This is a genomic window from Vibrio sp. CCUG 15886 (genome assembly GCF_028570825.1).
Classification (GTDB): Bacteria; Pseudomonadota; Gammaproteobacteria; order Enterobacterales; family Vibrionaceae; genus Vibrio; species Vibrio vulnificus_B.
The window spans coordinates 37,351-57,610 of record NZ_JAQQBT010000011.1; the positions used below are offsets into that span (position 1 = coordinate 37,351).

Sequence of the window (20,260 nt, forward strand, 5' to 3'; positions counted from 1 at the left end):
TCCCTGGTCAAAGCCAGGGATTGGAGAAGAATCATCATGTCAGATTAAGCTGGTTTGCCATCAGGAACAAACACATAACCTAAGCCCCACACGGTTTGGATGTAGCGAGGTTTGCTTGGGTCCTCTTCCAACATACGGCGTAGGCGAGAAATTTGTACGTCAATGGAACGTTCCATCGCGGAGTATTCACGTCCGCGCGCCATGTTCATCAGCTTGTCACGCGACATCGGTTCACGCGCATTGGTCACCAGCGATTTCAGTACCGCAAATTCACCCGAGGTGAGTGGCATCGGTTCATCACCACGGAACATTTCACGCGTGCCCAAATTAAGACGAAACTCACCAAACTCGACAATTTTCTCTTCCGCGCTTGGCGCGCCTGGCAGCTCGATCGTTTGACGACGCAACACTGCTTTTATACGCGCGAGTAACTCACGCGGGTTGAATGGTTTTGGCAGGTAGTCATCAGCACCCACTTCTAAACCCACGATGCGGTCAACTTCATCCCCTTTTGCCGTTAGCATCAGGATGGGCAACATGTTGTTGGCATTACGCAGACGACGACAAATCGAAAGACCATCTTCACCAGGAAGCATTAAATCCAACACCATTAAGTGGAAGTTTTCACGGGTCAATAGGCGATCCATCTGTTCCCCATTGGCGACACTGCGCACTTGGAAACCTTGTTCTGACAGATAACGCTCCAACAACGCACGCAAGCGAGCATCATCATCAACCACTAAAATTTTAAAATTCTCTTGCATGTGTCCGTCCACCTATTTCATAAGCTTCCACCAAATTTGGTTCGGTAAAATGTAACACCGATTATCCATTTATGGCGCAAAGAATTGTTAATCTTTATTACTTTTAGCGGATGCACCACCCGCTTGCAACGTCGTACGTCACTAATCGTTAAGATAAAACAAACCCGCACGAGGCGGGTTTGAAAGGTGACAAGAGAAATCACGCCCCTTTGTCGTATTCAATCGAGTTGATGAACCACTCTTTGATGCCGCTTGGGGTTGGCACTTGCACTTCGTCATCGACTTCTTTTTTCAGCAGCGCGCGCGCCATCGGCGAATCAATCGAAATGTAGCCTTTGGCATCACCGTAAATCTCTTCCGGGCCGACGATGCGAAATTTCATCACTTCACCCGCTTCGTTTTCAATTTCCACCCACGCACCAAAGAAGACTTTGCCCTCTTGCTGCGGTGCGTAATCAACGATTTTGACTTCCGGTAAAAACTTACTCAAAAAGCGCACACGGCGATCGATTTGACGCAGCAAACGCTTGTTGTAGGTGTAGTCGGCGTTTTCTGAGCGATCGCCGAGACTCGCGGCCCACGACACTTTTTGCGTGATCTCAGGGCGGTGCTCTTTCCACAGATAATCGAGCTCTTGCTTGAGCTTGTTGTACCCTTCACGGGTAATCATTTTGGTTTTCACGAACTTTCCCTTAATGGCTCGAACGGAATCAGATGGAGCGAAAAGTAACGAGTTTTGCCGCGCTTTGCCAGTCACCTGCGAAGATTTGACGCAATACTCTCAAAAGCGGCGGTAAAACGTGTTATTGATCACCAACATGAACGCAGGTCACTCAGCCACTCTCCCACAAGGGTAGAAACTGACGCGAACTGTCCCCATATTAGACCCACTAACGAAGAACAAAGAGATCCCACGGATGAGCCAAGCTATCTGTCGTCTGATTGCTCAAGAGCTGAATGTTCGCCCTGAGCAAGTCACTGCTGCCGTTGCCCTAATTGATGATGGCAACACCGTTCCTTTTATCGCCCGTTACCGTAAAGAGGTAACCGGTGGGTTAGATGATACTCAATTGCGCAACCTTGACAGCCGTTTGTCCTATCTGCGCGAGCTGGATGACCGTCGCCAAACCATTCTTAAATCGATTCAAGAGCAAGGCAAACTTACCGCTGAACTGGAAAGTGAGATCCTCACTGCCGACAGCAAAACGCGCCTTGAAGATCTGTATCTGCCTTATAAGCCAAAGCGCCGTACCAAAGGGCAAATCGCGATTGAAGCAGGCCTAGAGCCACTGGCCGATACACTTTGGAACCACCCGCAAACCGAGCCAGAAAGCGAAGCGATCCGCTACATTAATGCCGACAAAGGGGTGGAAGACAGCAAAGCCGCGCTCGATGGCGCACGTGCCATCATCATGGAGCGCATTGCCGAAGACGCCAACTTGCTGGAGAAAATTCGCCAGTACCTCAATCGTCATGCCGAAATTGTGTCACGCGTGGTGGCGGGCAAAGAGCACGAAGGCGAGAAGTTCAAAGATTACTTTGAGCACAACGAAGCGATCAGCAAAGTGCCTTCTCACCGCGCTTTGGCGATGCTGCGCGGCCGAAACGAAGGCTTCCTCAGCCTGACGCTCAATGCCGACCCACAGCAAGAAGAAAGTGTGCGCCAATCCTATTGCGAAACCCTGATTGCCGATCACTATGGTGTGACGCTGAGCAGCGCCCCTGCTGACAACTGGCGCAAACAGGTCATCAGTTGGGCGTGGCGCATCAAGGTTTCAATGCACATGGAAACCGAGTTGATGGCGGCAATGAAAGAGCGCGCGGAAATCGAAGCGATTGAAGTGTTCGCCACCAACCTCAAAGATCTGTTGATGGCTGCGCCTGCGGGCCCACGCGCAACGCTTGGCCTTGACCCTGGCCTGCGCACCGGTTGTAAAGTCGCGGTGGTGGACGCCACCGGTAAAGTGCTGGCCACCGACACCATTTACCCACACGTGCCGCAGAACCAGTACGATCGCGCCATGCAAACGGTGGCCGCGTTGATCAAGCAACACAACGTCGATTTGATTGCGATTGGTAACGGCACGGCTTCACGCGAAACCGATGCCTTTGCTGCGGATTTGATTCAGCGTGGCAATCTCAAAGTACAGAAAATCATGGTCAGCGAAGCAGGCGCATCGGTCTACTCCGCCTCAGAGCTGGCGGCCAAAGAGTTCCCGAATATGGACGTGTCACTGCGTGGCGCGGTGTCGATTGCTCGTCGCCTGCAAGACCCACTGGCCGAACTGGTGAAAATCGATCCGAAATCAATCGGTGTGGGCCAATATCAGCACGACGTGAGCCAATCCATGCTGGCGAAACGCCTTGATGCGGTGGTGGAAGATTGTGTAAACGCGGTCGGTGTGGATGTGAATACCGCTTCCGCCGCGCTGCTGACCCGCGTGGCGGGTCTCTCGACCACGTTGGCGCAGAACATTGTCGATTTTCGTGATGAACATGGCCGTTTCGACAGCCGCACCACACTGAAAAAAGTGCCACGTTTAGGGCCAAAAGCGTTTGAACAGTGTGCGGGCTTCCTACGTATTATGGATGGCAAAAACCCGCTCGATGCCTCTTCAGTTCACCCTGAAGCCTACCCTGTGGTCAAAGCGATTGCCGAGAAGAACCAAAAAGCGGTCAAAGCGCTGATTGGCGATTCGGGCTTCCTTAAAGGATTGCGCGCGGTGGATTACACCGATGAACACTTTGGTGTGCCAACGGTGACCGACATCATCAAAGAGTTGGATAAACCGGGCCGAGACCCTCGTCCTGAATTCAAAACCGCCACCTTCGCCGAAGGCATTCATAATGTGTCCGATCTCGAAGTGGGGATGATTCTTGAAGGGGTAGTATCAAACGTGGCCAACTTTGGCGCCTTTGTTGACATCGGCGTTCACCAAGATGGCTTGGTGCACATTTCAGCACTGACCGATCGCTTTGTTTCTGATCCGCGTGAAGTGGTTAAAGCGGGCGACATCGTCAAAGTCAAAGTGATGGAAGTGGATGTGCAACGCAAGCGTATCGCACTGTCAATGCGCCTCAGTGATGAGCCAGGGCAAGACAATCGCAGCCAACGTGCTGCCACACCACGTGGCCAGCAAGAGCGCCGCGCTCCTTCGCCACGTCGCCATGACAACGACAATACACTTGGCGGTGCCATGGGTGGTGCGTTTGCCGCCGCGTTTGCCAAAGCGAAAAAGTAACCGCAGCCCGCTGAGCAAAATAAAACCCACTATGCTTTCATAGTGGGTTTTTATTGTCAGTCACTGCGGTGGTGTTTGCTTGCTATAACACCGCAATCACTTCTGAAGGGGTATGAGGCGCGACAGAGTGACCGTAATGGTACTTGATGATCGCTCGACGCTTCTCCATGATCCCTTCTCTTATCGCCGCATCCAAGATACGTTTGGGCAGACGATAGCGCATTGCGTAGCCTTTACCCTGTTCTTCACTGTAACTTCGCAGTGCCAGAAGTCCAAAAAGCCGCTCAAGCGTGTCTTTGGGGTCTTCATGATAGACCGAGATCTCTTGCGTATTGGTTTCCATCTCATAGCCAGGGTGCTCTGAAGGATCCCACGAAGATTGACGTCGGCGTTTATCATCACTTTTGACTTTACGTTCCGCGTTAGATTTGGCCAACGCAACGGTTGGCGCCACAGGTTCACGCACTCTGTTGTCGCGCGCGGCCTGCTCTGTCTGCACATTTACCGATGGGGCGATCAGTGGCACACTCACAGTGGTCGGTGACACTATCATCGCGATACCTCCTCAAAGAATCGCCCTACCATGCACATCACTGCACAGCCCCAAAACCGCTTCACTAACCGTAGTAAGTTGCCTTGGTTACTTCTTGTATCGACCAATATTTGAACAGGTTTAATTTTATTTTTCGCTTACTTGCCTGCAAAGCTCAGCAACTGGTGGCAAAAGCTCTCTGGTTCAGTGATAAAAGGCGCGTGTGACGACTGGGTGAAAATGAACTGCTCACTGGTGGGTAACGCTTTCTCCAGATCCTGCGCCACCTTGATCGGCACCAAGCCGTCCAAACGGCCATAGAGACGCAACATCGGCATGGTTAAGTGCGGCAGATGGTCACGCAAGTCCACCTCCGCCAGCATTTGCAGCCCAGCCAAAAGTGATTGGGGGTTGGGTTGCGGGCGCGAGAACACCGCTTGTTTGAGGTTTTTCACATCTTGTCGTGCAGAAGGGCTGCCCATGGCTTGCAGCGCCATAAAACGCTCTACCGTGATGTGAAAATCTTCACTCAACTGCTCGGTAAAGGCGCTCAATACTTGTGGCTGAATGCCACGCCAACGCGCTTCTTCAGCGAACTTGGGTGAGCTCGCCACCGTCACTAACTTACTGACGTAATCGGCGTGATGCAGCGCCATGTGCGTCGCCACCAGCCCGCCTAATGACCAGCCAACCCAAATAGCTTGTTTCGGTGCATGCTCGAGAAGCTGCTGGGCAATCTCTTCTAAACTTGCCGCATGAAGATGGGCACTGTGGCCATAGCCAGGCAGATCCACCACATGCAAACGAAAGTGCGGCTCCAGCCTTTCAACCACCTGCTGCCACACCGCGCCATTCATGCCCCAGCCATGCAGCAACACCAAATCGGGGCCCTGACCTTGTGTTTGCCAGTGTAAATCTGTGCTCATCTTCCCTCTTACTCCTACTTTTTCCAGCCTCAAGCGCCACATGTGGTCGAGTACGCTAGCGACACGATTCATTCGCCCCACTGCCCGTATGTTAACCGATTGGCTTAGTGAAAAAATACTCCGATCTCTTCCTCGCCTCTGTCATCTGTGCGGCTTGCCGATGAATCACGACCATCACCCGCTTTGGTGCCTGCACTGCCTAACCCTGTTCGATGCCGAACCGCGTTGCCAACGTTGCGGGCTGCCGACGTTAACGGTTGTCCCCCAGTGCGGCCAATGCCTGAAATCTCCGCCCCCTTGGCAAAGGCTCTACTGCCTCACGCCCTATCGCTTCCCGGCCTCACACTACGTCAATCAGATCAAACATCAGCGCAAGTTCTGGTACTGCGCCAGCTTGGCTCCTTTGCTCATCCAACGCATTGATCGCCCCGCGCCACTGCTGCTCTCTGTGCCGATGCATTGGCGTCGGCAATGGTTACGAGGCTTCAATCAAAGCGATGTGTTGGCGGCGCAACTGGCCCGGAGATTAAATCGCCCATTCCTTGCTCACGCGTTTACTCGTTTGTTGCACACTCCGCCACAGCAAGGGCTCAATAAACAGCAGCGTCAACGCAACTTAGCGGGTGCCTTTCGCCTCAATCGCTCGGCTCTGCCCCATGCAATTCCCAAGCATGTCGCGATTGTCGATGATGTGGTCACGACAGGCAGTACGGTACGACAATTATGTCAATTACTGCTTGCAGTCGGCGTGGAAAGCATTGATATTTATTGCCTCTGCCGAACTCCCGAGAAGGATTAAGTTGGATGTCACTATCGCTTGACAGTGTGGCGTGCGCTCTAAAGCATGTTTTCTCATCAAAACACTAGATCCTTTCGTTATCAGGAGTAAAATGGCGTCAATAACCTACAAATTTACTCGGGTATTCGTCGTGTCAAATATTACTATCACTGAAGCAGCACAAACTCATTTTGCCAATCTATTGGGCCAGCAGCCTGATGGAACCAACATTCGTGTTTTCGTCGTCAACCCAGGCACACAAAACGCAGAGTGTGGCGTATCTTACTGCCCACCTGAAGCGGTAGAAGCTACCGATACCGAAATCCCATACCAAAGCTTTTCTGCCTACGTTGATGAGCTCAGCTTGCCGTTCCTTGAAGATGCGGAAATTGACTACGTGACCGACAAAATGGGCTCACAGTTAACGCTGAAAGCGCCCAACGCCAAAATGCGTAAAGTCGCGGACGACGCGCCACTGCTTGAGCGTGTTGAATACGCGATTCAAACTCAAGTGAACCCACAACTTGCTGGTCACGGCGGCCACGTGAAACTGATGGAAATCACTGACGCAGGTGTTGCAATTGTTGCCTTTGGTGGCGGCTGTAACGGTTGTTCAATGGTCGACGTGACGCTAAAAGAAGGCATCGAGAAAGAGTTACTACAGCAATTCTCAGGTGAGCTAACGGCGGTTCGCGATGCCACTGAGCACGATCGCGGCGATCACTCATACTACTAAGTTATTCTCATTTTGGTTATAACTGAGACGAAATTTAAAGGTTGGCACACTTGGGCCAACCTTTTCTTTTAGTATATATTCCAGTCATCAATGTTTTGCAGGAGGAATCAACGTCATGAGCAGAAGGAAAGAACCCGATATTCTCAATCGTAATGTCGTTGCCCAATCACGACTCTTTTCTATCGAAAGCCTTGAACTGCGTTTCTCCAACGGCGAAGAGCGAATTTACGAGCGCCTCAAACCGAGCGGTAAAAATGCCGTGATGATGGTTCCCGTTACTGAGCAAGGTGACCTATTATTAGTGAGAGAGTACGCTGCAGGTACAGAGCGCTATGAGCTTGGCTTCCCTAAAGGGCTTATTGATCAGGGGGAAAGCGCCGAACAAGCAGCGGATCGGGAATTGAAAGAAGAAATCGGCTTTGGCGCGAAACAATTAACGCCATTGAAGCAAGTGGTGCTGGCTCCTTCCTATTTCTCAAGCAAAATGACGCTGTTTTTGGCACAAGATCTGTATCCAGAAACATTGGAAGGCGATGAGCCAGAGCCACTTGAAGTGGTTCGTTGGCCACTCGCGCAGGCAGAAGAACTTCTTCATCACTTAGATTTTTGTGAATCCCGCAGTATCACAGCGCTACTATTGGCACTGAGAGCACTTCGACCGGCCAAGTAGTAAGGAAGAGAGTTATGCCTACCTCACAGGATTTATCGGCACTGTTGCCGCAAGTTATCGATATTGCTCGCACCGCGGGGCAATTGATTCTAGATATCTACCAAAGTAAGCAGTACCAAGAATACACCAAAAGCGATGAGACGCCGGTCACCAGCGCCGATCTCGCCGCGCACAAATTGATCAACCAACGACTGAGTGAGTTAACCCCGGACATTCCAGTACTGTCTGAAGAAGCGGCGGATATCAGCTTGGAACAACGCGCGCAATGGAACCGTTACTGGTTGGTGGACCCTCTTGATGGAACGCAGGAATTTATCGCCCGCAGCGGCGATTTTGCCACCATCATCGCCTTAGTGGAGAACAACAAGCCGGTAATGGGCGTGGTGTATGGTCCGGTTTCAGGCGTGACCTACTATGCGTATCAAGGTAAAGGCGCATGGAAGATCCCTGAGATGAACGAAAGCTTGAAAATTCAAACCCACAAACATGAACTGCCCGGACAAAACATCGCGATTGCCATCAGCCGCCGTCAGGACATCAATCGCATCACCAGCCGTATGAGCAGCAGTTGGAATTACGATTTGGTGCCGTTAGGCTCTGCGGCGTTGAAAGCGTGCTTGGTCGCAGAAGGAGCCGTGGATTGCTATTTGCGCCTTGGTCCGACTGGGGAATGGGACACCGCGGCGACACAATGTATCGTGGAAGAAGCCGGTGGGCGCATCCTTAGCACCTACTTGGAACCGCTTTCTTATAACGAACGAGACACCTTGGAAAATCCGAACTTCATCGTATTAGGCGATGCCGATTTGCCGTGGAACGACATTTTGCAGGTCAAAGGCTAGGGACTGTTGACCTAGCTGCCGGCGGCAAGTACCAGCGAAACGTGCCGACGGAAAAGTAAAAAGCGAGCTCTGCTCGCTTTTTTGTGCCATTAATCTTTCTTTGCGTTCAGCGCCAAGGCAATCTTGCTAAAAGCGCCCTTGGTAGTCAAACTCATACTGCCCTTGACCATTCGGGTTCCCTAGCCAGCTCAGCTGTGATTTCATCGCCGCTGGAAATTCTGCACCCGGTTTAAACCAAGCCGAGGTCGTGTATTGACGATTTGGCGTCACTTGAGCACTGAATTGCGCGCTGACTTGGGCGCTTTGTTGCTCGCCCTTCACCGACAATTGGCTATTTTCACAGGTGAAATCGGAAATCACCGGTCCCAAATCCAATGCGCCGATCGGGGTACCGACTTTACTGGCACTCCACACTAACGTGCCCGTGCCACTGGCGCACCAAGGCGCTTGGTAAACCGCGTGACGCACGTTCACTTCCACTTGCCCTTCCACTTGCAGAGGCAAAGGCATGGGCAAACGTGAGGCCACTTTTTCCGCGGGTAACGAAGCGACAAGATTTTCCACATACGCCCCTTGGCCAAGACCATAGCCGACCAAACCTTTGCCACGCAGATTCAAATCGCTGCCGCGACCAAAGCGCAATGCGTATTGCACGTTACCGGTGAACAATTTGCTGGTTTGAAAATCCCAATGCACCTCACCAAAGCTCTGACCTTGCCAACGAATGGTGCTTGCACTGCCCTGCCACACCGTACCGGAGGTGCCCTCAATCGTCAGGCCACGCACGGGTGGCAAATAATTGAGCGCAAAGCTAACCGGAATGCTCGACAGTAAACTGATGCTAAAAAAGAGAACAAAAATCAGGCTGTAAATAATCGCGCGCTTCACCCTAGCCTCGCTTAAACTGTAATCGGTTAACTTCCACTAGACCGGACTCTTTACCACGGTCGATGTCCATGAATTCCACTTCAATGCCTTGCTTCTCTTTCAAAAAGGTAAGCCAATCCACTAAACGGTTAAATGGCATCGGAGCGACCCACACTTGCAACATCTCATTGCGGGGCTGAACACGTTGTAGCTCCACCTTAAATTGGCGCGCGGACGAAGCAATGACTTGGTTTAGCGGCTGATTGGAAAACGACACACCGCCACTGGCACGTAAACCGGTGAGCTCATCGGCTTTCTCACTCACCCAACTGAGTAGCTGTTTCTCACTTTGGATACGTAACTGAGCTTGCTCAGCGCGCGCATTGATAGGCTGCAAAACGCCCCAGTAAATCAGCCCGATAAGACCGAAGACACCACACACCACCACTAAACGTTGCTCACGCTGGCTAATGCTGCTCCACCAAGCTTGGAACATATTGAGTAAATTTGTCATCTGCTCCTCACTTACGCTTTAACACAAAGCTGCCAATCACAGCGTCGCCAGTGCGGTTAAGCTGCCCTTGCTCCACTTGGAACTGCTCGCTCAACTTCACGCGTGCCTGTTCAAAAATTTGGAAATCGTTACTTTTCGCCTGAATGCGGACTTCGCCTCGATTCCCATCGTATTTGATGCTCAGCACTTCAAAGTTCTTCACTTGGCCAATGGTACCCGGCAATTGTGCCATCCACTGCAACATCGAATCACCCGCGCCACCCCCAGACAAACGGCGAATTTCGTCTTCCATTTGGCGTTTGAGGTAACTGACGGTTGGGATCTTGTTTCGGCCCGGCATCACTTGACGGAAAATGCGCTCGCTCTCTTCTCGATACGCCTGCGCTTGCGACTCATAGCGCTGAATCGTGAGCACTTGTTGCGCGACCAACGCGGCGATCAATAAGCTGCCACTGATCGCCACCTTCTGCCACACTTTCCAATGCTTAAAGAACGAGCTTTTCGGCTTAAATTCACCGGTTAGCAGCGAGAATTTACCATCAGCAACGCCTTGGCTGAGTAACGCCATGGTCATTTCCACTGGGCGACTTAGCCAATGCGCTTGACCTTGCTGCTCAGGCAACGAGCTAAAGCAGGCGACAGAAAGGGGTTGCTCGCCGGCAAGGGCATTCAAGTAGACGGGCATCCAGCTGTCGTCGACTGCGCTGCCTTGGCAGGCAGAATGACGGAACAACCACTGCTCCCCCAATTGCGCGGCGCTGATGCCTTCGTCGTCGAGTGGCAGCGCCAGTGAGTCTGGCAGCACACGTTTGACATCCAAACCTTGAGCGCGAAATGCATCAAGCATATGTTGCAACCAACGACGATCCACACCACACACTTGCGCTTTGCCATTCTCTTTGGCCAACACAGAGAAATGCAAATCATCCACATCTTGGGCGATTTCATCTTCCAGCAGGTAAGGCAACATGGACTCAAACTGACGTGAAGCGCCCGGTGGGATGTCCACTTCGGTTAACACCACATCGCTGGCCGCGACCAGCACTACGATCGGCCTCTGCTCGGCATAATTTTTGAGATCGTCCAGTTGTTGCCAATCCGACAACTCCCCACTGGCGATCACTTCTTGTTGGCTTGATGACCAAACCAACCAAGGAATGGGGCTATATTGTTCGCTACTCAGCCGAACGGTCAGAAACTCGCTCACTGATTCCTCCAAAACGGCGACGCACAACGGTCACGGTTTCTCTGTTTTTACTGTACATAAGGCTGCGAATTCTCACCCGAGAGTCCTCGACTAACACCTGTGCATCCAATTCAAAGTATCGGCTATCAACGCCAAGATACGCTTTTGCTTGTTTTTTGATTTCTTCGCTGATGCCCGCCATTTCAGATTCTGAAAGAAAAGCATCAATGTTCGCCCATCCATCAAAGGGGCGTTTTTCTATCAGTTGCTTGGCATCAGATTCACTCAACGCAGGCGAAAACAGCGCCACCAGCAAAGCGGCTTGCTCAGCGCTGATGGTATTGACGTTCAAGCGCCACTCATCGGTCGGTAAAGCACAGACCAAAGGCTGCAGCGTCGCCATCATTTCACCCGACACTTGGTAAACCGCGCGCAGTTCACTGCTGTCAGCAATGTACCCATTCGCCGCCAAATAGGCGGGTTTCATCCCTTCATAAGTCGAGTCTTCCACCCCAGAAGCAGAGCGCACCGCGTCATTGGGATCGACAAACTCCCACATGGAGTCGGCAATCACTTCGGATTCATAACTTTCAACGCCTGACTCTTCGAGCAAAGCCCGAAAGACTTTCACCAAATAAGGACGCTCTACCGCTGCGTCTTGCATCACCACGGGAGAGAGGGCATTGAGATTAAAGCACGCTTGCTTATCAAAAATGCGTCCTTTCGCTTGGCCATAGTCCAAGGGATAGGTTTTCTCTTCCAATGCCCAAGGCTGGTTTAAGTTAATGGTGTCACTGTCTTTGTAACTTTGCTCAATACCGACCTTCGCCAACGCTTCCACGCCAATGCTGTACCAGTACGCTTGCTGATAGCTGATCTGGTTAGTGCCACGCTTAAACTGTGCAAACAAACGCTCAGACATACTGCCTGCGATGGTGGCCATAATGGCCAGCAACAACAAAATGATGATCAGTGCCACTCCAGATTGGCGCGAGCGGTTCGATTTAGCCATTGTTGCCTGCTCCACCACTATTGTTTTGCCCGGAGTCTTCGCTACCTGACGCTTGTTTTTGCAAGTTCCCCTCTGGAGTGAGGTAGGTTCGCGCGATCTTCCCGTAATCTTTCAACGTCAGCTCTACCGAGATCGCCGCCGGTAAGGTCAACTCGTTGCTCCACTCATTGCTCCACTGTTTGCCGTCATAAAAACGCACATTGAGCTCTTCCACATCACTGAGTAACGGAGTCACGACCCCTTCTTGCCCTGCTGGGGTATCTGGGTAACGCCACCATACTCGCTCTAAGCGCTCATCTTTGATGCGATAACCCACTTTGGTGACCTCCCCGCGAGGAAATTGCTGCTGCGGATTGTGCCAACCTAAACGCGCGAACATGATGCCTTTGCTGTCTGAATCTAAGAGGTAATCCGCCCAATGCAGCAGTTTTTTGCTCGGCTCTTCGCCGTTGGTGCGTGTTTGACGCAGCGCTATCTGACGAAAATCGCTGTCCATCATCACCAAGGCGCGTTGCAATTCATTCAAACGTGCGGTGCGCTCTTGTGATAATTCATTGCTGCGCTGCACCTGATTGACCACCTGATACGCGGCCACACTTAAGGTGGCAAAAATGGCAATCGACACCAACACTTCGATGAGGGTAAAGCCACGTTGGCGCGTGTTTTTCTTTCGCCACGTTTTATTTCGCCACATAGCTTCTCACCGTAATCATTGGGCTGGCCTGCTTTTCGGCTGCCACACTCACATCAAACGCTTTCAGCAGCGGCTGGGTCGTGGCTACGGGTGCGACTTTCCAATACCAAGTTTGCCCCGCTAACTCTTCTTCGCCATTGCTGGCTTTTAGGTTTTTGGGGTTGAGCATCACCATCGCCATTTGATTGTCGGCCACCATGGCAGCAAACATCTTCTGCTCCAAATAACCGACGGTGTTGATGTGCTGGCTAACGGCACGGATCACGCTCATCGCCGCAGTGGCAAATATCGCCAACGCCACCAGCACCTCAAGCAAGGTCATGCCTGCGTATTTGCGTCGTCTAACCATCGTCTTGCTCTTCTTCACCGGGGGCCAGCAGAATAATCTGCCCTGTGTCTTTGGCTCGTACTCGCCAACCATTTTCGGTCGCGTCCTGATCGTCGGGATAAAAAGACAATGAAAACGGCGTCAATTCTCCGCTGGATAAAATGAAAATCTGCGGCGGTCGCTGTTTTTTCTCTTTTTCTTCATCGGCAAACATCTCTTCATCAAACAGAGAGCCCGGATTGAACAGGCGATCGTCTTGCTGCCATGCCCCTCCCCCTAAGGTCAGTTGCATCGCGACCTCGTCTTCAAGCTCGGTGGTGGCGGGGATTTTATTCAACTCCAACGTCTGCCAGCCATCGGCTTCTAATTTGAGTAAGGTGTAGCGCGATTTTTCTTCCTCTACCCGAACACCAAAATCTTTACCACTGAGTACCGCTTCTTCGTTGAGGAGCTGTAATCGTTGGTAAAAACTCTGCGCGTATTTCTTGCCCCGCTCGTCACTGCGAGTGGGAAGGGTGGCGATAACCGCCACCGCAGTCAGAGACAACAACACCAGCACCAACAGAATTTCGATCAGTGTAAAACCCGCTAAGCGAGATGAAAAACGTGGTTTCAAGTGGTTGCCTCTTCGACTCGACGTCCCATTATTGGAAGTCTTGCATGTTCCAGTTGCCAATATCTGCCGCTGCGCCTTCACCGCCTTCTTGACCATCTGCACCTAAGGTGAAGATGTCAATCGTGCCTTTGTCGCCAGGGCTCATGTATTGGTATTCGTTACCCCAAGGGTCTTTTGGCAGACGCTTGATGTAACCGCCATTACGGTAGTTGCGTGGCTCTGGGCTGCTTGGCTTGGTCACCAACGCTTCCAAACCTTGATCGGTGGTTGGATACACGCTGTTGTCTAACTTGTACATGTCCAGCGCATTTTCCAACGCGACGATGTCGGTAATGGCTTTTTGCTGGTCAGCCTTTTCTTTGTTACCTAGCAGGTTAGGGACAACGAAACTGGCCAGAATGCCCAGAATCACCACCACAACCATGACTTCAAGCAGGGTGAAACCCGCCTGTTTTTTTGCTTTATTTTGCATTGTTTTCTCCAGAATAATGAGGCCGAATGACCAAGCCACTCAGCACCCCAAAATCAGCCACTCATTAAATTATTCATTTCCAACATCGGCATCAGTGTCGCCATCACAATGAACAACACCAATCCCGCCATTAGCGCAATCAACGCTGGGGTAAAAATACCCAACGCGATATTGACCGTCGATTCAAAACTTTGGTCTTGGTTGTCCGCGGCACGCGTCAGCATGCTTTCCAACTCACCACTTTGTTCTCCACTGGCAATCATGTGCAACATCATTGGTGGAAAAAGGCGAGTTTGATCCAAAGCTTTACGCAGACTGGCCCCTTCACGCACACTGTCTGCCGCCAATAAGACCTGTTGTTTGACGAATTGGTTCGACATTACATCGACCGCCACGCGCATCCCTTCCAAAATGGGAATCGCACTGGAGGTACAAATGGATAAAGTGCGAGCAAATCGAGCGGTGTTCAACCCTTTCGAGATTTTACCCAGTAGCGGCAGGCTCAGGATTCGGCGATCCCACGCCATGCGAACATTCGGCTTTTTCAAGGCCGTTTTGAGTAGGTAAATGGCAAACACGATGCTTCCCAACAGCAATAATCCCCACTCTTGAACAAACTCACTCGCCGCCAACAAAAATTGCGTCGACTGTGGCAGCTCTTGACCCATTTGGATGATCGGCTCGACGATTTTGGGCACCACAGTGGCAAGCAAAAACGCCACAATCGTGACAGCAAACACCACCAATACCACCGGGTAAATCATCGCTTGCAGTAACTTAGAACGCATCTTCTGGCGATTTTCACAGTAATCGGCCAAGCGCTCTAACACCGCATCCAAATGACCCGATTTTTCCCCTGCCGCCACCATAGAGCGATACAGTTCATCAAAAATATGCGGGTAGTCTGACAGGCTGTCTGCCAAGGTGTAACCTTCTGTGACTTTGGCCCGCACCGCTGCCAACATACCTCGAATACGAGGCTTCTCTGCTTGATCGGATACCGCTTTGAGACACTCCTCCAGCGGCATACCCGATTGCACTAGGGTCGAGATCTGACGAGTAATCAACGACAGTTCGGGAGTGGAAATGCCCCGCTTAAAGCCACCTGACGATTTGCTTTTGGCCAACTTGGCTTTGGTTTCCATCACCTCGATGGGCACCATGCCTTGCTCTTTCAAGCGTTGGCGTACTTGGCGGGCATTGTCGCCTTCCAAGGTGCCTTTTTTGGTGCGCCCTTTTGCGTCGAGCGCTTTGTATTCAAACGCCGCCATTAAGATTCCTTGGTCACGCGCATCACTTCTTCCAGTGAGGTCACGCCTTGCAACACTTTGTCTAAACCGTCGCTGCGAATGCTCGGGGTATGTTCACGAATGTATTTGTCCATCGCCTGCTCTCCCGCCTCAGCATGGATCAGCTCTTGGACTTTATCGTCCACCATCAACAGCTCATGGATACCCGTACGGCCACGATAACCTTTGTGGTTACATTTTTCACATCCCTTGGCACGATATAAAGTCAGCGCATCTTTCTTCTTCGCGCCAAACAGTTTGCGCTGTTCTTTGTCAGCCTCGTACGGTTCTTTACAGTCTTGGCATAAGGTCCGTACCAGGCGCTGAGCCAGCACGCCCAGCAGTGAAGAAGAGATCAAAAAGGGCTCAATACCCATGTCACGCAGACGGGTAATGGCACCTACGGCGGTGTTGGTGTGCAAAGTTGACATCACCAAGTGACCGGTCAATGACGCTTGTACAGCAATTTGCGCGGTTTCCAAGTCACGAATTTCCCCAACCATCACCACGTCTGGGTCTTGACGCAAAATGGCTCGCAGACCACGAGCAAAGGTCATGTCGACTTTTGGGTTCACTTGGGTTTGGCCGATACCATCGATATCAAATTCGATCGGATCTTCCACCGTTAAGATGTTGCGCTCGTTGCTGTTCAGCTCTTGCAGGCCAGCGTACAAGGTGGTGGATTTACCCGAACCGGTTGGACCGGTGACCAAGATAATGCCGTGAGGACGCGAGATAAGATGACGGAAATTGTCGTGGTTCACCGGCGTCATGCCTAGGCTATGCAGGTCAAGGCGAGTGGCGTTTTTATCCAGCAAACGCATCACCACACGCTCGCCGTGTGATGAAGGCATGGTCGATACACGCACATCGACCGCACGACCACCGATACGCAGTGAAATACGGCCATCTTGTGGCACGCGTTTTTCTGCAATATCCAGTTTGGCCATGACTTTAACGCGAGAGACCAACAGCGGCGCCAGTTTGCGGCTCGGAGACAACACATCGCGCAAAACGCCATCGACACGGAAACGAATCGACAGAATTTTCTCGAACGTTTCGATGTGAATATCTGACGCACCTTCTTTGATCGCTTCGCCCAACATGGCGTTGATCAATTTGATGATCGGCGCATCGTCTTCCGCTTCCAGCAAATCTTCATCTTGCGGCAGCTCTTCAGCCAAAGAGAAGAAGTCATCATCCGAGCCAATGTCTTCCATCAACTGGCGCGCTTCTGACGAGTCGCGTTGGTACGCTTCGGTCAGTTTTTTTTCAAACGCTTCAGCGGCAATGGCTTGAGGGACAAACGTCTGTTTGAGCACACGACGGACTTCAACTAACGCCTGCGCATTGAGAGGCTCAACGTAGTAAAGTACCGGCGGCCTTTCTGGATGCTCGACTTCCAGCACCATTTTAAAGCGGTTAGCAAAACTAAACGGTAAACGGCGATACGATGGCGCCGTATCCAGTATATCTACCATTACTGCTGTTCCATTTGATCGATAAAGGCTTGAATTTCAGCCGGATGGCGTTTGTCTTCACCAAATTTCGGCAACACAGGAATGTGGCCATCATCCATCAATTTAAGGCCCTGATCCGCTTTGTAAAGCTGTTCGGCGCGAATGTAGTTGTACTTACGCTGGGTAATACCATCGGCCGTCATGCCATCACGAATGATAGTTGGCTTGATGAACACCATCAGGTTTTTCTTTTCAACTTGAGTATTGGTTGATTTAAACAAATGCCCCAGCACGGGAATATCCCCTAGCAGTGGCACTTTTGATTCACTCTCTAGCGCACGTTCATCAATCAAGCCGCCGAGCACCAACATTTGGCCATCTTGCACAATCACCGAGGTATTGAGCTGACGCTTAGCAAAACGTACGTCCACCGCGCCATTGGCACCCAAAACGTTTGACACTTCCTGTTCAATATTCAGTTGAACCGAGTCGCCTTCGTTAATTTGTGGCACCACTTTAAGCTTGATGCCCACTTCTTTGCGGTCAACGGTTTGGAATGGGTTGTCGTTATTGGACCCCGCTGTGGAGCCTGTGATGACCGGTACTTCTTCACCCACAATAAATGAGGCTTCACCGTTATCCATTACGGTAATACTTGGGGAAGACAGGATATTTGAGTTGGAATCACTCGATACCGCGCTAATCAACGCCGTCCAGTCACCCATCACGACACTGAGGGCCGCGCCATTGACCTTAGACAATGCAGAAGCCAGTGTTGAATAGTCCCCTTTTTCAGTGTACTGACGATCCACCCACTGATTTTTATCTGGATCCCAACGGCTTTCAGTCTTAGTTGTATCCTTTGCTTCCTCTAGACCAATCATTACTTGGCCAATCGATGCCCCTGTGTTGCTGTACTGGATCATCGCACCCGTTTCCAGGTTACCCCATTGCACACCCAAGTTCACACCATCGCCCTCTGCCATTTCGACAATCAAGGCTTCAATCAGCACTTGTGCACGGCGAATATCTAACTGGGTAATCACATCTTGCAGCGCCAACATAATATCGGGCGGCGCGGTCAATACCAGCGAGTTGGTGCCTTGGTGAGCGGCAATCACCACATCGTTGCGCTGTGAAGACGCGCCCTTTTGACCGGAGTTTTTCTCTGCTTGTAAGTTGTCTGAGACCCCTTTCAATACGTCGACTAAGTCTTCCGCTTTGGCGTACTTGAGGTAAACAACACGGTTGTTGCCTTTGCTCGCCATTTCCACATCAAGTTGGCGAATCAAACGCTTCAAGCGATCACGCACTTTGGGATCACCCGAAATCAATATCGAGTTGGTGCGCTCATCGGCCACCAATTTTGGCTGCAAAAATTCTGGGGTGTTTTTCGCATCGGTAGTGCGGTTTAGCGCATCAACAATACGGACCATTTCCGCCGCCGACGCATTACCTAGCTCTACCACTTCGATTTCGGTGTCACCCGCTTGGTCCACACGTTTGATGATTTCTGCCAAACGATTCACCACCGCTGCACGACCCGTGATCAAGATGATATTGGCCGGATCATAGTGCACCACGTTACCAGCGCCCGCATTATCAATCAGTTGGCGTAGCAAAGGAGACAGCTCTCGCACGGAGACATTGCGCACCGCAACCACGCGTGTAATGACATTGTCGCCCTTCACGGTGTCATCACTGACGACGGGAATGGCGGAGGTTTTGGAGTCTTTGGATTTGACGACTTTGAGTACGCCATTTTCCATTTCAACCACCGCGTAGCCATACACTTCAAGTACGTTTAGGAAAAAGCTGTAGCACTGCTCTTCATTTAATACGTCGTAGCTGCGTACATCAATTTTGCCTCGCACCGAAGGGTCGACAATGATGGTCTTTTCTAAGTTTCGACCGACAATATTGATGAACTCTTGAATATCGGTGCCTTTAAAGCTTGCACTAAACTCGTTTGCCAGCACGCCGCTTGAGCAGGCTAAGGTACCTGCGAGTAGCCAAGCGCTTTTGCTAAACCAATGTTTCACGTTTATCTCCCTGAACTTACGCTTTGAGCCTAAGTGTTAAAACTGGATGTAAATATCATGCTGCTGTCCGTCTCGTTCCACCGTGAGGTTCAACTCGGTGAGCTCTGAAACAGCATTAAAAATTTTGCCCATGGCGGCTGGGTCGGTGAGATCGTTGCCATTTAACTGCACGGCAATATCCCCATCTTGTAACCCAACGGCTTCAAACAGTTGTGGGCTTTTTCCCGGACTCACGCGATAACCAATCACTTTGTCTTCTTGCTTCACTTGAGACAAACGCACGTATTGGAAAATCTTCTGCGGATCGGCGGTAATTTCTTCTCGAATTTGCGCTAGCTGCTCATCCGTATCTGGCGGGTTATTCTTAGCGATCGTCGATGACGGAATGACACGCGGAGTAGATTCAGACAATTTCTTGTATTCCACGCCTTCAAGCATCAGGGTCTCGTCACGCCCTTCATTATCGATGATCACACGATCAACCAGAACTGCTTTTAACTTAGCGCGAGTGCCTTCGATTTCTTCCCCAACCCCGTAGGTTGCTTGCTGACCACGGTTGGCGATAACGGCCAAGCTGGTTTGAGGATTGCTGCTCGCCACCGCCCCAACTAACACCAAATTTAGCCGCGTTTTAGGCGCGTCTTGCACCACCGGCTGGCTGACAACAGGCTTAGGTTTATTCTCGTTGTAAACCCCAAACAAATTGATGGCTTGCAGATCGGCGAGGTTTAATCGCTCACCTTGTTTACCTTGTGCGTTTTGCTGCGGTGCAGGTCGCCAAGCGACGATCTGCGTATTGCTCTCTTGTGTTAGCCAGACGACTTGCCCTAAAGTCCAGCCTGTCAAAGCCACCAGCACGCCAGCTAATAAAGCACTCGCTCGACTCTGAATCATGCCGTTGTTGGCAATCATCCGCGTCAGCAATGGGCTATTGGCCAATCCGGCACTCAGCTCTGATGGTTTCACTCAATCGGTTCCTTTCACTGTTTAAATTTTGCGCTTTCGCTTTCTTTGCTTGAACGCACTGCGATTTATCTTTCTTTATTCGACTGAAGATAATCGCTCGCACTTTTCCTGATCAAGGTGGAAAAATGCTCTCCTAAAACAGCACGTTATGCTGTTGTTGCGTCGATAAATCTCGCTTCGACACAGAGCTTTGCACTATATCACAGCTTGCTTGTGACACGCCTCTCTGATTCCGATTTTGCCAACTGCCTTGAAAAATTTGCGGTAAGTCACCATTGTAAAGTGCAAGATTCAATCATTCACAGCAGTGATTAGAGAGTAAAA

General features: G+C 51.1%; 21 protein-coding genes. 5 read left to right on the forward strand and 16 right to left on the reverse strand.

What is annotated here, in order from left to right; translation table 11 throughout:
* Positions 1-44 precede the first annotated feature (44 nt).
* Together ompR and greB are read right to left on the reverse strand one after the other, a co-directional pair.
* Complete coding sequence (ompR, locus tag PQQ36_RS16830) at positions 45-764, reverse strand: osmolarity response regulator transcription factor OmpR (protein ID WP_011078925.1); 720 nt, start codon at positions 762-764, stop codon at positions 45-47.
* 199 nt (positions 765-963) lie between these two features.
* Positions 964-1,446, reverse strand: a complete 483-nt coding sequence (gene greB, locus PQQ36_RS16835; RefSeq protein ID WP_013572566.1) for a transcription elongation factor GreB — start codon at positions 1,444-1,446, stop codon at positions 964-966.
* A 235-nt stretch (positions 1,447-1,681) separates the two neighbouring features.
* Here greB and PQQ36_RS16840 point away from each other — a divergent pair, with 235 nt between their 5' ends.
* The gene (locus tag PQQ36_RS16840; RefSeq protein WP_273661867.1) at positions 1,682-4,006 is read left to right on the forward strand and encodes a Tex family protein; all 2,325 of its coding nucleotides are present in this window, start codon (positions 1,682-1,684) and stop codon (positions 4,004-4,006) included.
* An 82-nt stretch (positions 4,007-4,088) separates the two neighbouring features.
* Here the strand turns inward: PQQ36_RS16840 and PQQ36_RS16845 are convergent, their stop codons facing one another.
* On the reverse strand, positions 4,089-4,559 hold the full coding sequence (locus PQQ36_RS16845; protein WP_011078928.1) for a hypothetical protein: 471 nt from the start codon (positions 4,557-4,559) through the stop codon (positions 4,089-4,091).
* A 137-nt stretch (positions 4,560-4,696) separates the two neighbouring features.
* Positions 4,697-5,464 (reverse strand): pimeloyl-ACP methyl ester esterase BioH, encoded by a 768-nt coding sequence (gene bioH / locus PQQ36_RS16850; RefSeq protein WP_111416669.1) that lies wholly within the window; start codon positions 5,462-5,464, stop codon positions 4,697-4,699.
* Positions 5,465-5,552: 88 nt separating this feature from the next.
* On the opposite strand from bioH, the gene PQQ36_RS16855 reads away from it, so the two are divergent.
* From PQQ36_RS16855 to cysQ, 4 genes are all read left to right on the forward strand, one after another.
* On the forward strand, positions 5,553-6,263 hold the full coding sequence (locus PQQ36_RS16855; RefSeq protein ID WP_045596124.1) for an amidophosphoribosyltransferase: 711 nt from the start codon (positions 5,553-5,555) through the stop codon (positions 6,261-6,263).
* 130 nt (positions 6,264-6,393) lie between these two features.
* On the forward strand, positions 6,394-6,978 hold the full coding sequence (gene nfuA, locus PQQ36_RS16860; protein ID WP_026050270.1) for a Fe-S biogenesis protein NfuA: 585 nt from the start codon (positions 6,394-6,396) through the stop codon (positions 6,976-6,978).
* Between the two features lie 115 nt (positions 6,979-7,093).
* Positions 7,094-7,648 carry an ADP compounds hydrolase NudE gene (gene nudE, locus PQQ36_RS16865; RefSeq protein ID WP_011078932.1) on the forward strand — a complete coding sequence of 185 codons (555 nt, stop codon included), beginning with the start codon at positions 7,094-7,096 and terminating at the stop codon, positions 7,646-7,648.
* A gap of 14 nt (positions 7,649-7,662) precedes the next feature.
* A complete protein-coding gene (gene cysQ / locus PQQ36_RS16870) occupies positions 7,663-8,490 on the forward strand; it encodes a 3'(2'),5'-bisphosphate nucleotidase CysQ (protein ID WP_045623813.1) in 828 nt (275 codons plus the stop codon).
* A gap of 126 nt (positions 8,491-8,616) precedes the next feature.
* Here the strand turns inward: cysQ and PQQ36_RS16875 are convergent, their stop codons facing one another.
* Genes PQQ36_RS16875 through gspC form a run of 12 tightly spaced genes read right to left on the reverse strand, consistent with a single transcriptional unit; the run spans position 8,617 to position 19,882 of the window.
* A complete protein-coding gene (locus PQQ36_RS16875; RefSeq protein ID WP_011078934.1) occupies positions 8,617-9,378 on the reverse strand; it encodes a type II secretion system protein N in 762 nt (253 codons plus the stop codon).
* 1 nt (position 9,379) lies between these two features.
* The gene (locus PQQ36_RS16880; protein WP_011078935.1) at positions 9,380-9,871 is read right to left on the reverse strand and encodes a type II secretion system protein M; all 492 of its coding nucleotides are present in this window, start codon (positions 9,869-9,871) and stop codon (positions 9,380-9,382) included.
* 7 nt (positions 9,872-9,878) lie between these two features.
* Positions 9,879-11,078 (reverse strand): type II secretion system protein GspL, encoded by a 1,200-nt coding sequence (gene gspL, locus PQQ36_RS16885; protein ID WP_043920924.1) that lies wholly within the window; start codon positions 11,076-11,078, stop codon positions 9,879-9,881.
* Positions 11,047-12,069, reverse strand: coding sequence for a type II secretion system minor pseudopilin GspK (gspK, locus tag PQQ36_RS16890; RefSeq protein ID WP_225458102.1), 1,023 nt, complete (start codon positions 12,067-12,069; stop codon positions 11,047-11,049). The genes gspL and gspK overlap by 32 nt, the downstream gene beginning before the upstream one ends.
* Entirely contained in the window at positions 12,062-12,763 is a 702-nt protein-coding gene (gene gspJ / locus PQQ36_RS16895) for a type II secretion system minor pseudopilin GspJ (protein WP_013572574.1), read from the reverse strand. Before gspJ ends, gspK begins: the two co-directional genes overlap by 8 nt.
* The gene (gene gspI, locus PQQ36_RS16900) at positions 12,750-13,112 is read right to left on the reverse strand and encodes a type II secretion system minor pseudopilin GspI (protein ID WP_011078939.1); all 363 of its coding nucleotides are present in this window, start codon (positions 13,110-13,112) and stop codon (positions 12,750-12,752) included. The genes gspJ and gspI overlap by 14 nt, the downstream gene beginning before the upstream one ends.
* Positions 13,105-13,809 (reverse strand): type II secretion system minor pseudopilin GspH, encoded by a 705-nt coding sequence (gene gspH / locus PQQ36_RS16905; protein ID WP_273661869.1) that lies wholly within the window; start codon positions 13,807-13,809, stop codon positions 13,105-13,107. The genes gspI and gspH overlap by 8 nt, the downstream gene beginning before the upstream one ends.
* Positions 13,736-14,179: a type II secretion system major pseudopilin GspG gene (gene gspG, locus PQQ36_RS16910; protein WP_011078941.1), complete on the reverse strand. Its 444-nt coding sequence runs from the start codon at positions 14,177-14,179 to the stop codon at positions 13,736-13,738. Before gspG ends, gspH begins: the two co-directional genes overlap by 74 nt.
* Positions 14,180-14,232: 53 nt before the next feature.
* Positions 14,233-15,450 carry a type II secretion system inner membrane protein GspF gene (gspF, locus tag PQQ36_RS16915; RefSeq protein ID WP_011078942.1) on the reverse strand — a complete coding sequence of 406 codons (1,218 nt, stop codon included), beginning with the start codon at positions 15,448-15,450 and terminating at the stop codon, positions 14,233-14,235.
* Positions 15,450-16,949, reverse strand: coding sequence for a type II secretion system ATPase GspE (gene gspE, locus PQQ36_RS16920; RefSeq protein WP_013572576.1), 1,500 nt, complete (start codon positions 16,947-16,949; stop codon positions 15,450-15,452). The genes gspF and gspE overlap by 1 nt, the downstream gene beginning before the upstream one ends.
* Positions 16,949-18,970, reverse strand: a complete 2,022-nt coding sequence (gspD, locus tag PQQ36_RS16925; protein ID WP_273661873.1) for a type II secretion system secretin GspD — start codon at positions 18,968-18,970, stop codon at positions 16,949-16,951. The genes gspE and gspD overlap by 1 nt, the downstream gene beginning before the upstream one ends.
* A 36-nt stretch (positions 18,971-19,006) precedes the next feature.
* The gene (gspC, locus tag PQQ36_RS16930; protein WP_172665345.1) at positions 19,007-19,882 is read right to left on the reverse strand and encodes a type II secretion system protein GspC; all 876 of its coding nucleotides are present in this window, start codon (positions 19,880-19,882) and stop codon (positions 19,007-19,009) included.
* Positions 19,883-20,260 lie beyond the last annotated feature (378 nt).

Excerpts from the sequence above, each read along its gene's own strand:
- ompR (WP_011078925.1), bottom strand. The coding sequence starts at position 764 with ATGCAAGAGAATTTTAAAATTTTAGTGGTTGATGATGATGCTCGCTTG.
- PQQ36_RS16840 (WP_273661867.1), top strand. The coding sequence starts at position 1,682 with ATGAGCCAAGCTATCTGTCGTCTGATTGCTCAAGAGCTGAATGTTCGC.
- PQQ36_RS16845 (WP_011078928.1), bottom strand. The coding sequence starts at position 4,559 with ATGATAGTGTCACCGACCACTGTGAGTGTGCCACTGATCGCCCCATCG.
- bioH (WP_111416669.1), bottom strand. The coding sequence starts at position 5,464 with ATGAGCACAGATTTACACTGGCAAACACAAGGTCAGGGCCCCGATTTG.
- PQQ36_RS16855 (WP_045596124.1), top strand. The coding sequence starts at position 5,553 with ATGTTAACCGATTGGCTTAGTGAAAAAATACTCCGATCTCTTCCTCGC.
- nudE (WP_011078932.1), top strand. The coding sequence starts at position 7,094 with ATGAGCAGAAGGAAAGAACCCGATATTCTCAATCGTAATGTCGTTGCC.
- cysQ (WP_045623813.1), top strand. The coding sequence starts at position 7,663 with ATGCCTACCTCACAGGATTTATCGGCACTGTTGCCGCAAGTTATCGAT.
- PQQ36_RS16880 (WP_011078935.1), bottom strand. The coding sequence starts at position 9,871 with ATGACAAATTTACTCAATATGTTCCAAGCTTGGTGGAGCAGCATTAGC.
- gspK (WP_225458102.1), bottom strand. The coding sequence starts at position 12,069 with ATGGCTAAATCGAACCGCTCGCGCCAATCTGGAGTGGCACTGATCATC.
- gspJ (WP_013572574.1), bottom strand. The coding sequence starts at position 12,763 with ATGTGGCGAAATAAAACGTGGCGAAAGAAAAACACGCGCCAACGTGGC.
- gspI (WP_011078939.1), bottom strand. The coding sequence starts at position 13,112 with ATGGTTAGACGACGCAAATACGCAGGCATGACCTTGCTTGAGGTGCTG.
- gspG (WP_011078941.1), bottom strand. The coding sequence starts at position 14,179 with ATGCAAAATAAAGCAAAAAAACAGGCGGGTTTCACCCTGCTTGAAGTC.
- gspF (WP_011078942.1), bottom strand. The coding sequence starts at position 15,450 with ATGGCGGCGTTTGAATACAAAGCGCTCGACGCAAAAGGGCGCACCAAA.
- gspE (WP_013572576.1), bottom strand. The coding sequence starts at position 16,949 with ATGGTAGATATACTGGATACGGCGCCATCGTATCGCCGTTTACCGTTT.
- gspC (WP_172665345.1), bottom strand. The coding sequence starts at position 19,882 with ATGATTGCCAACAACGGCATGATTCAGAGTCGAGCGAGTGCTTTATTA.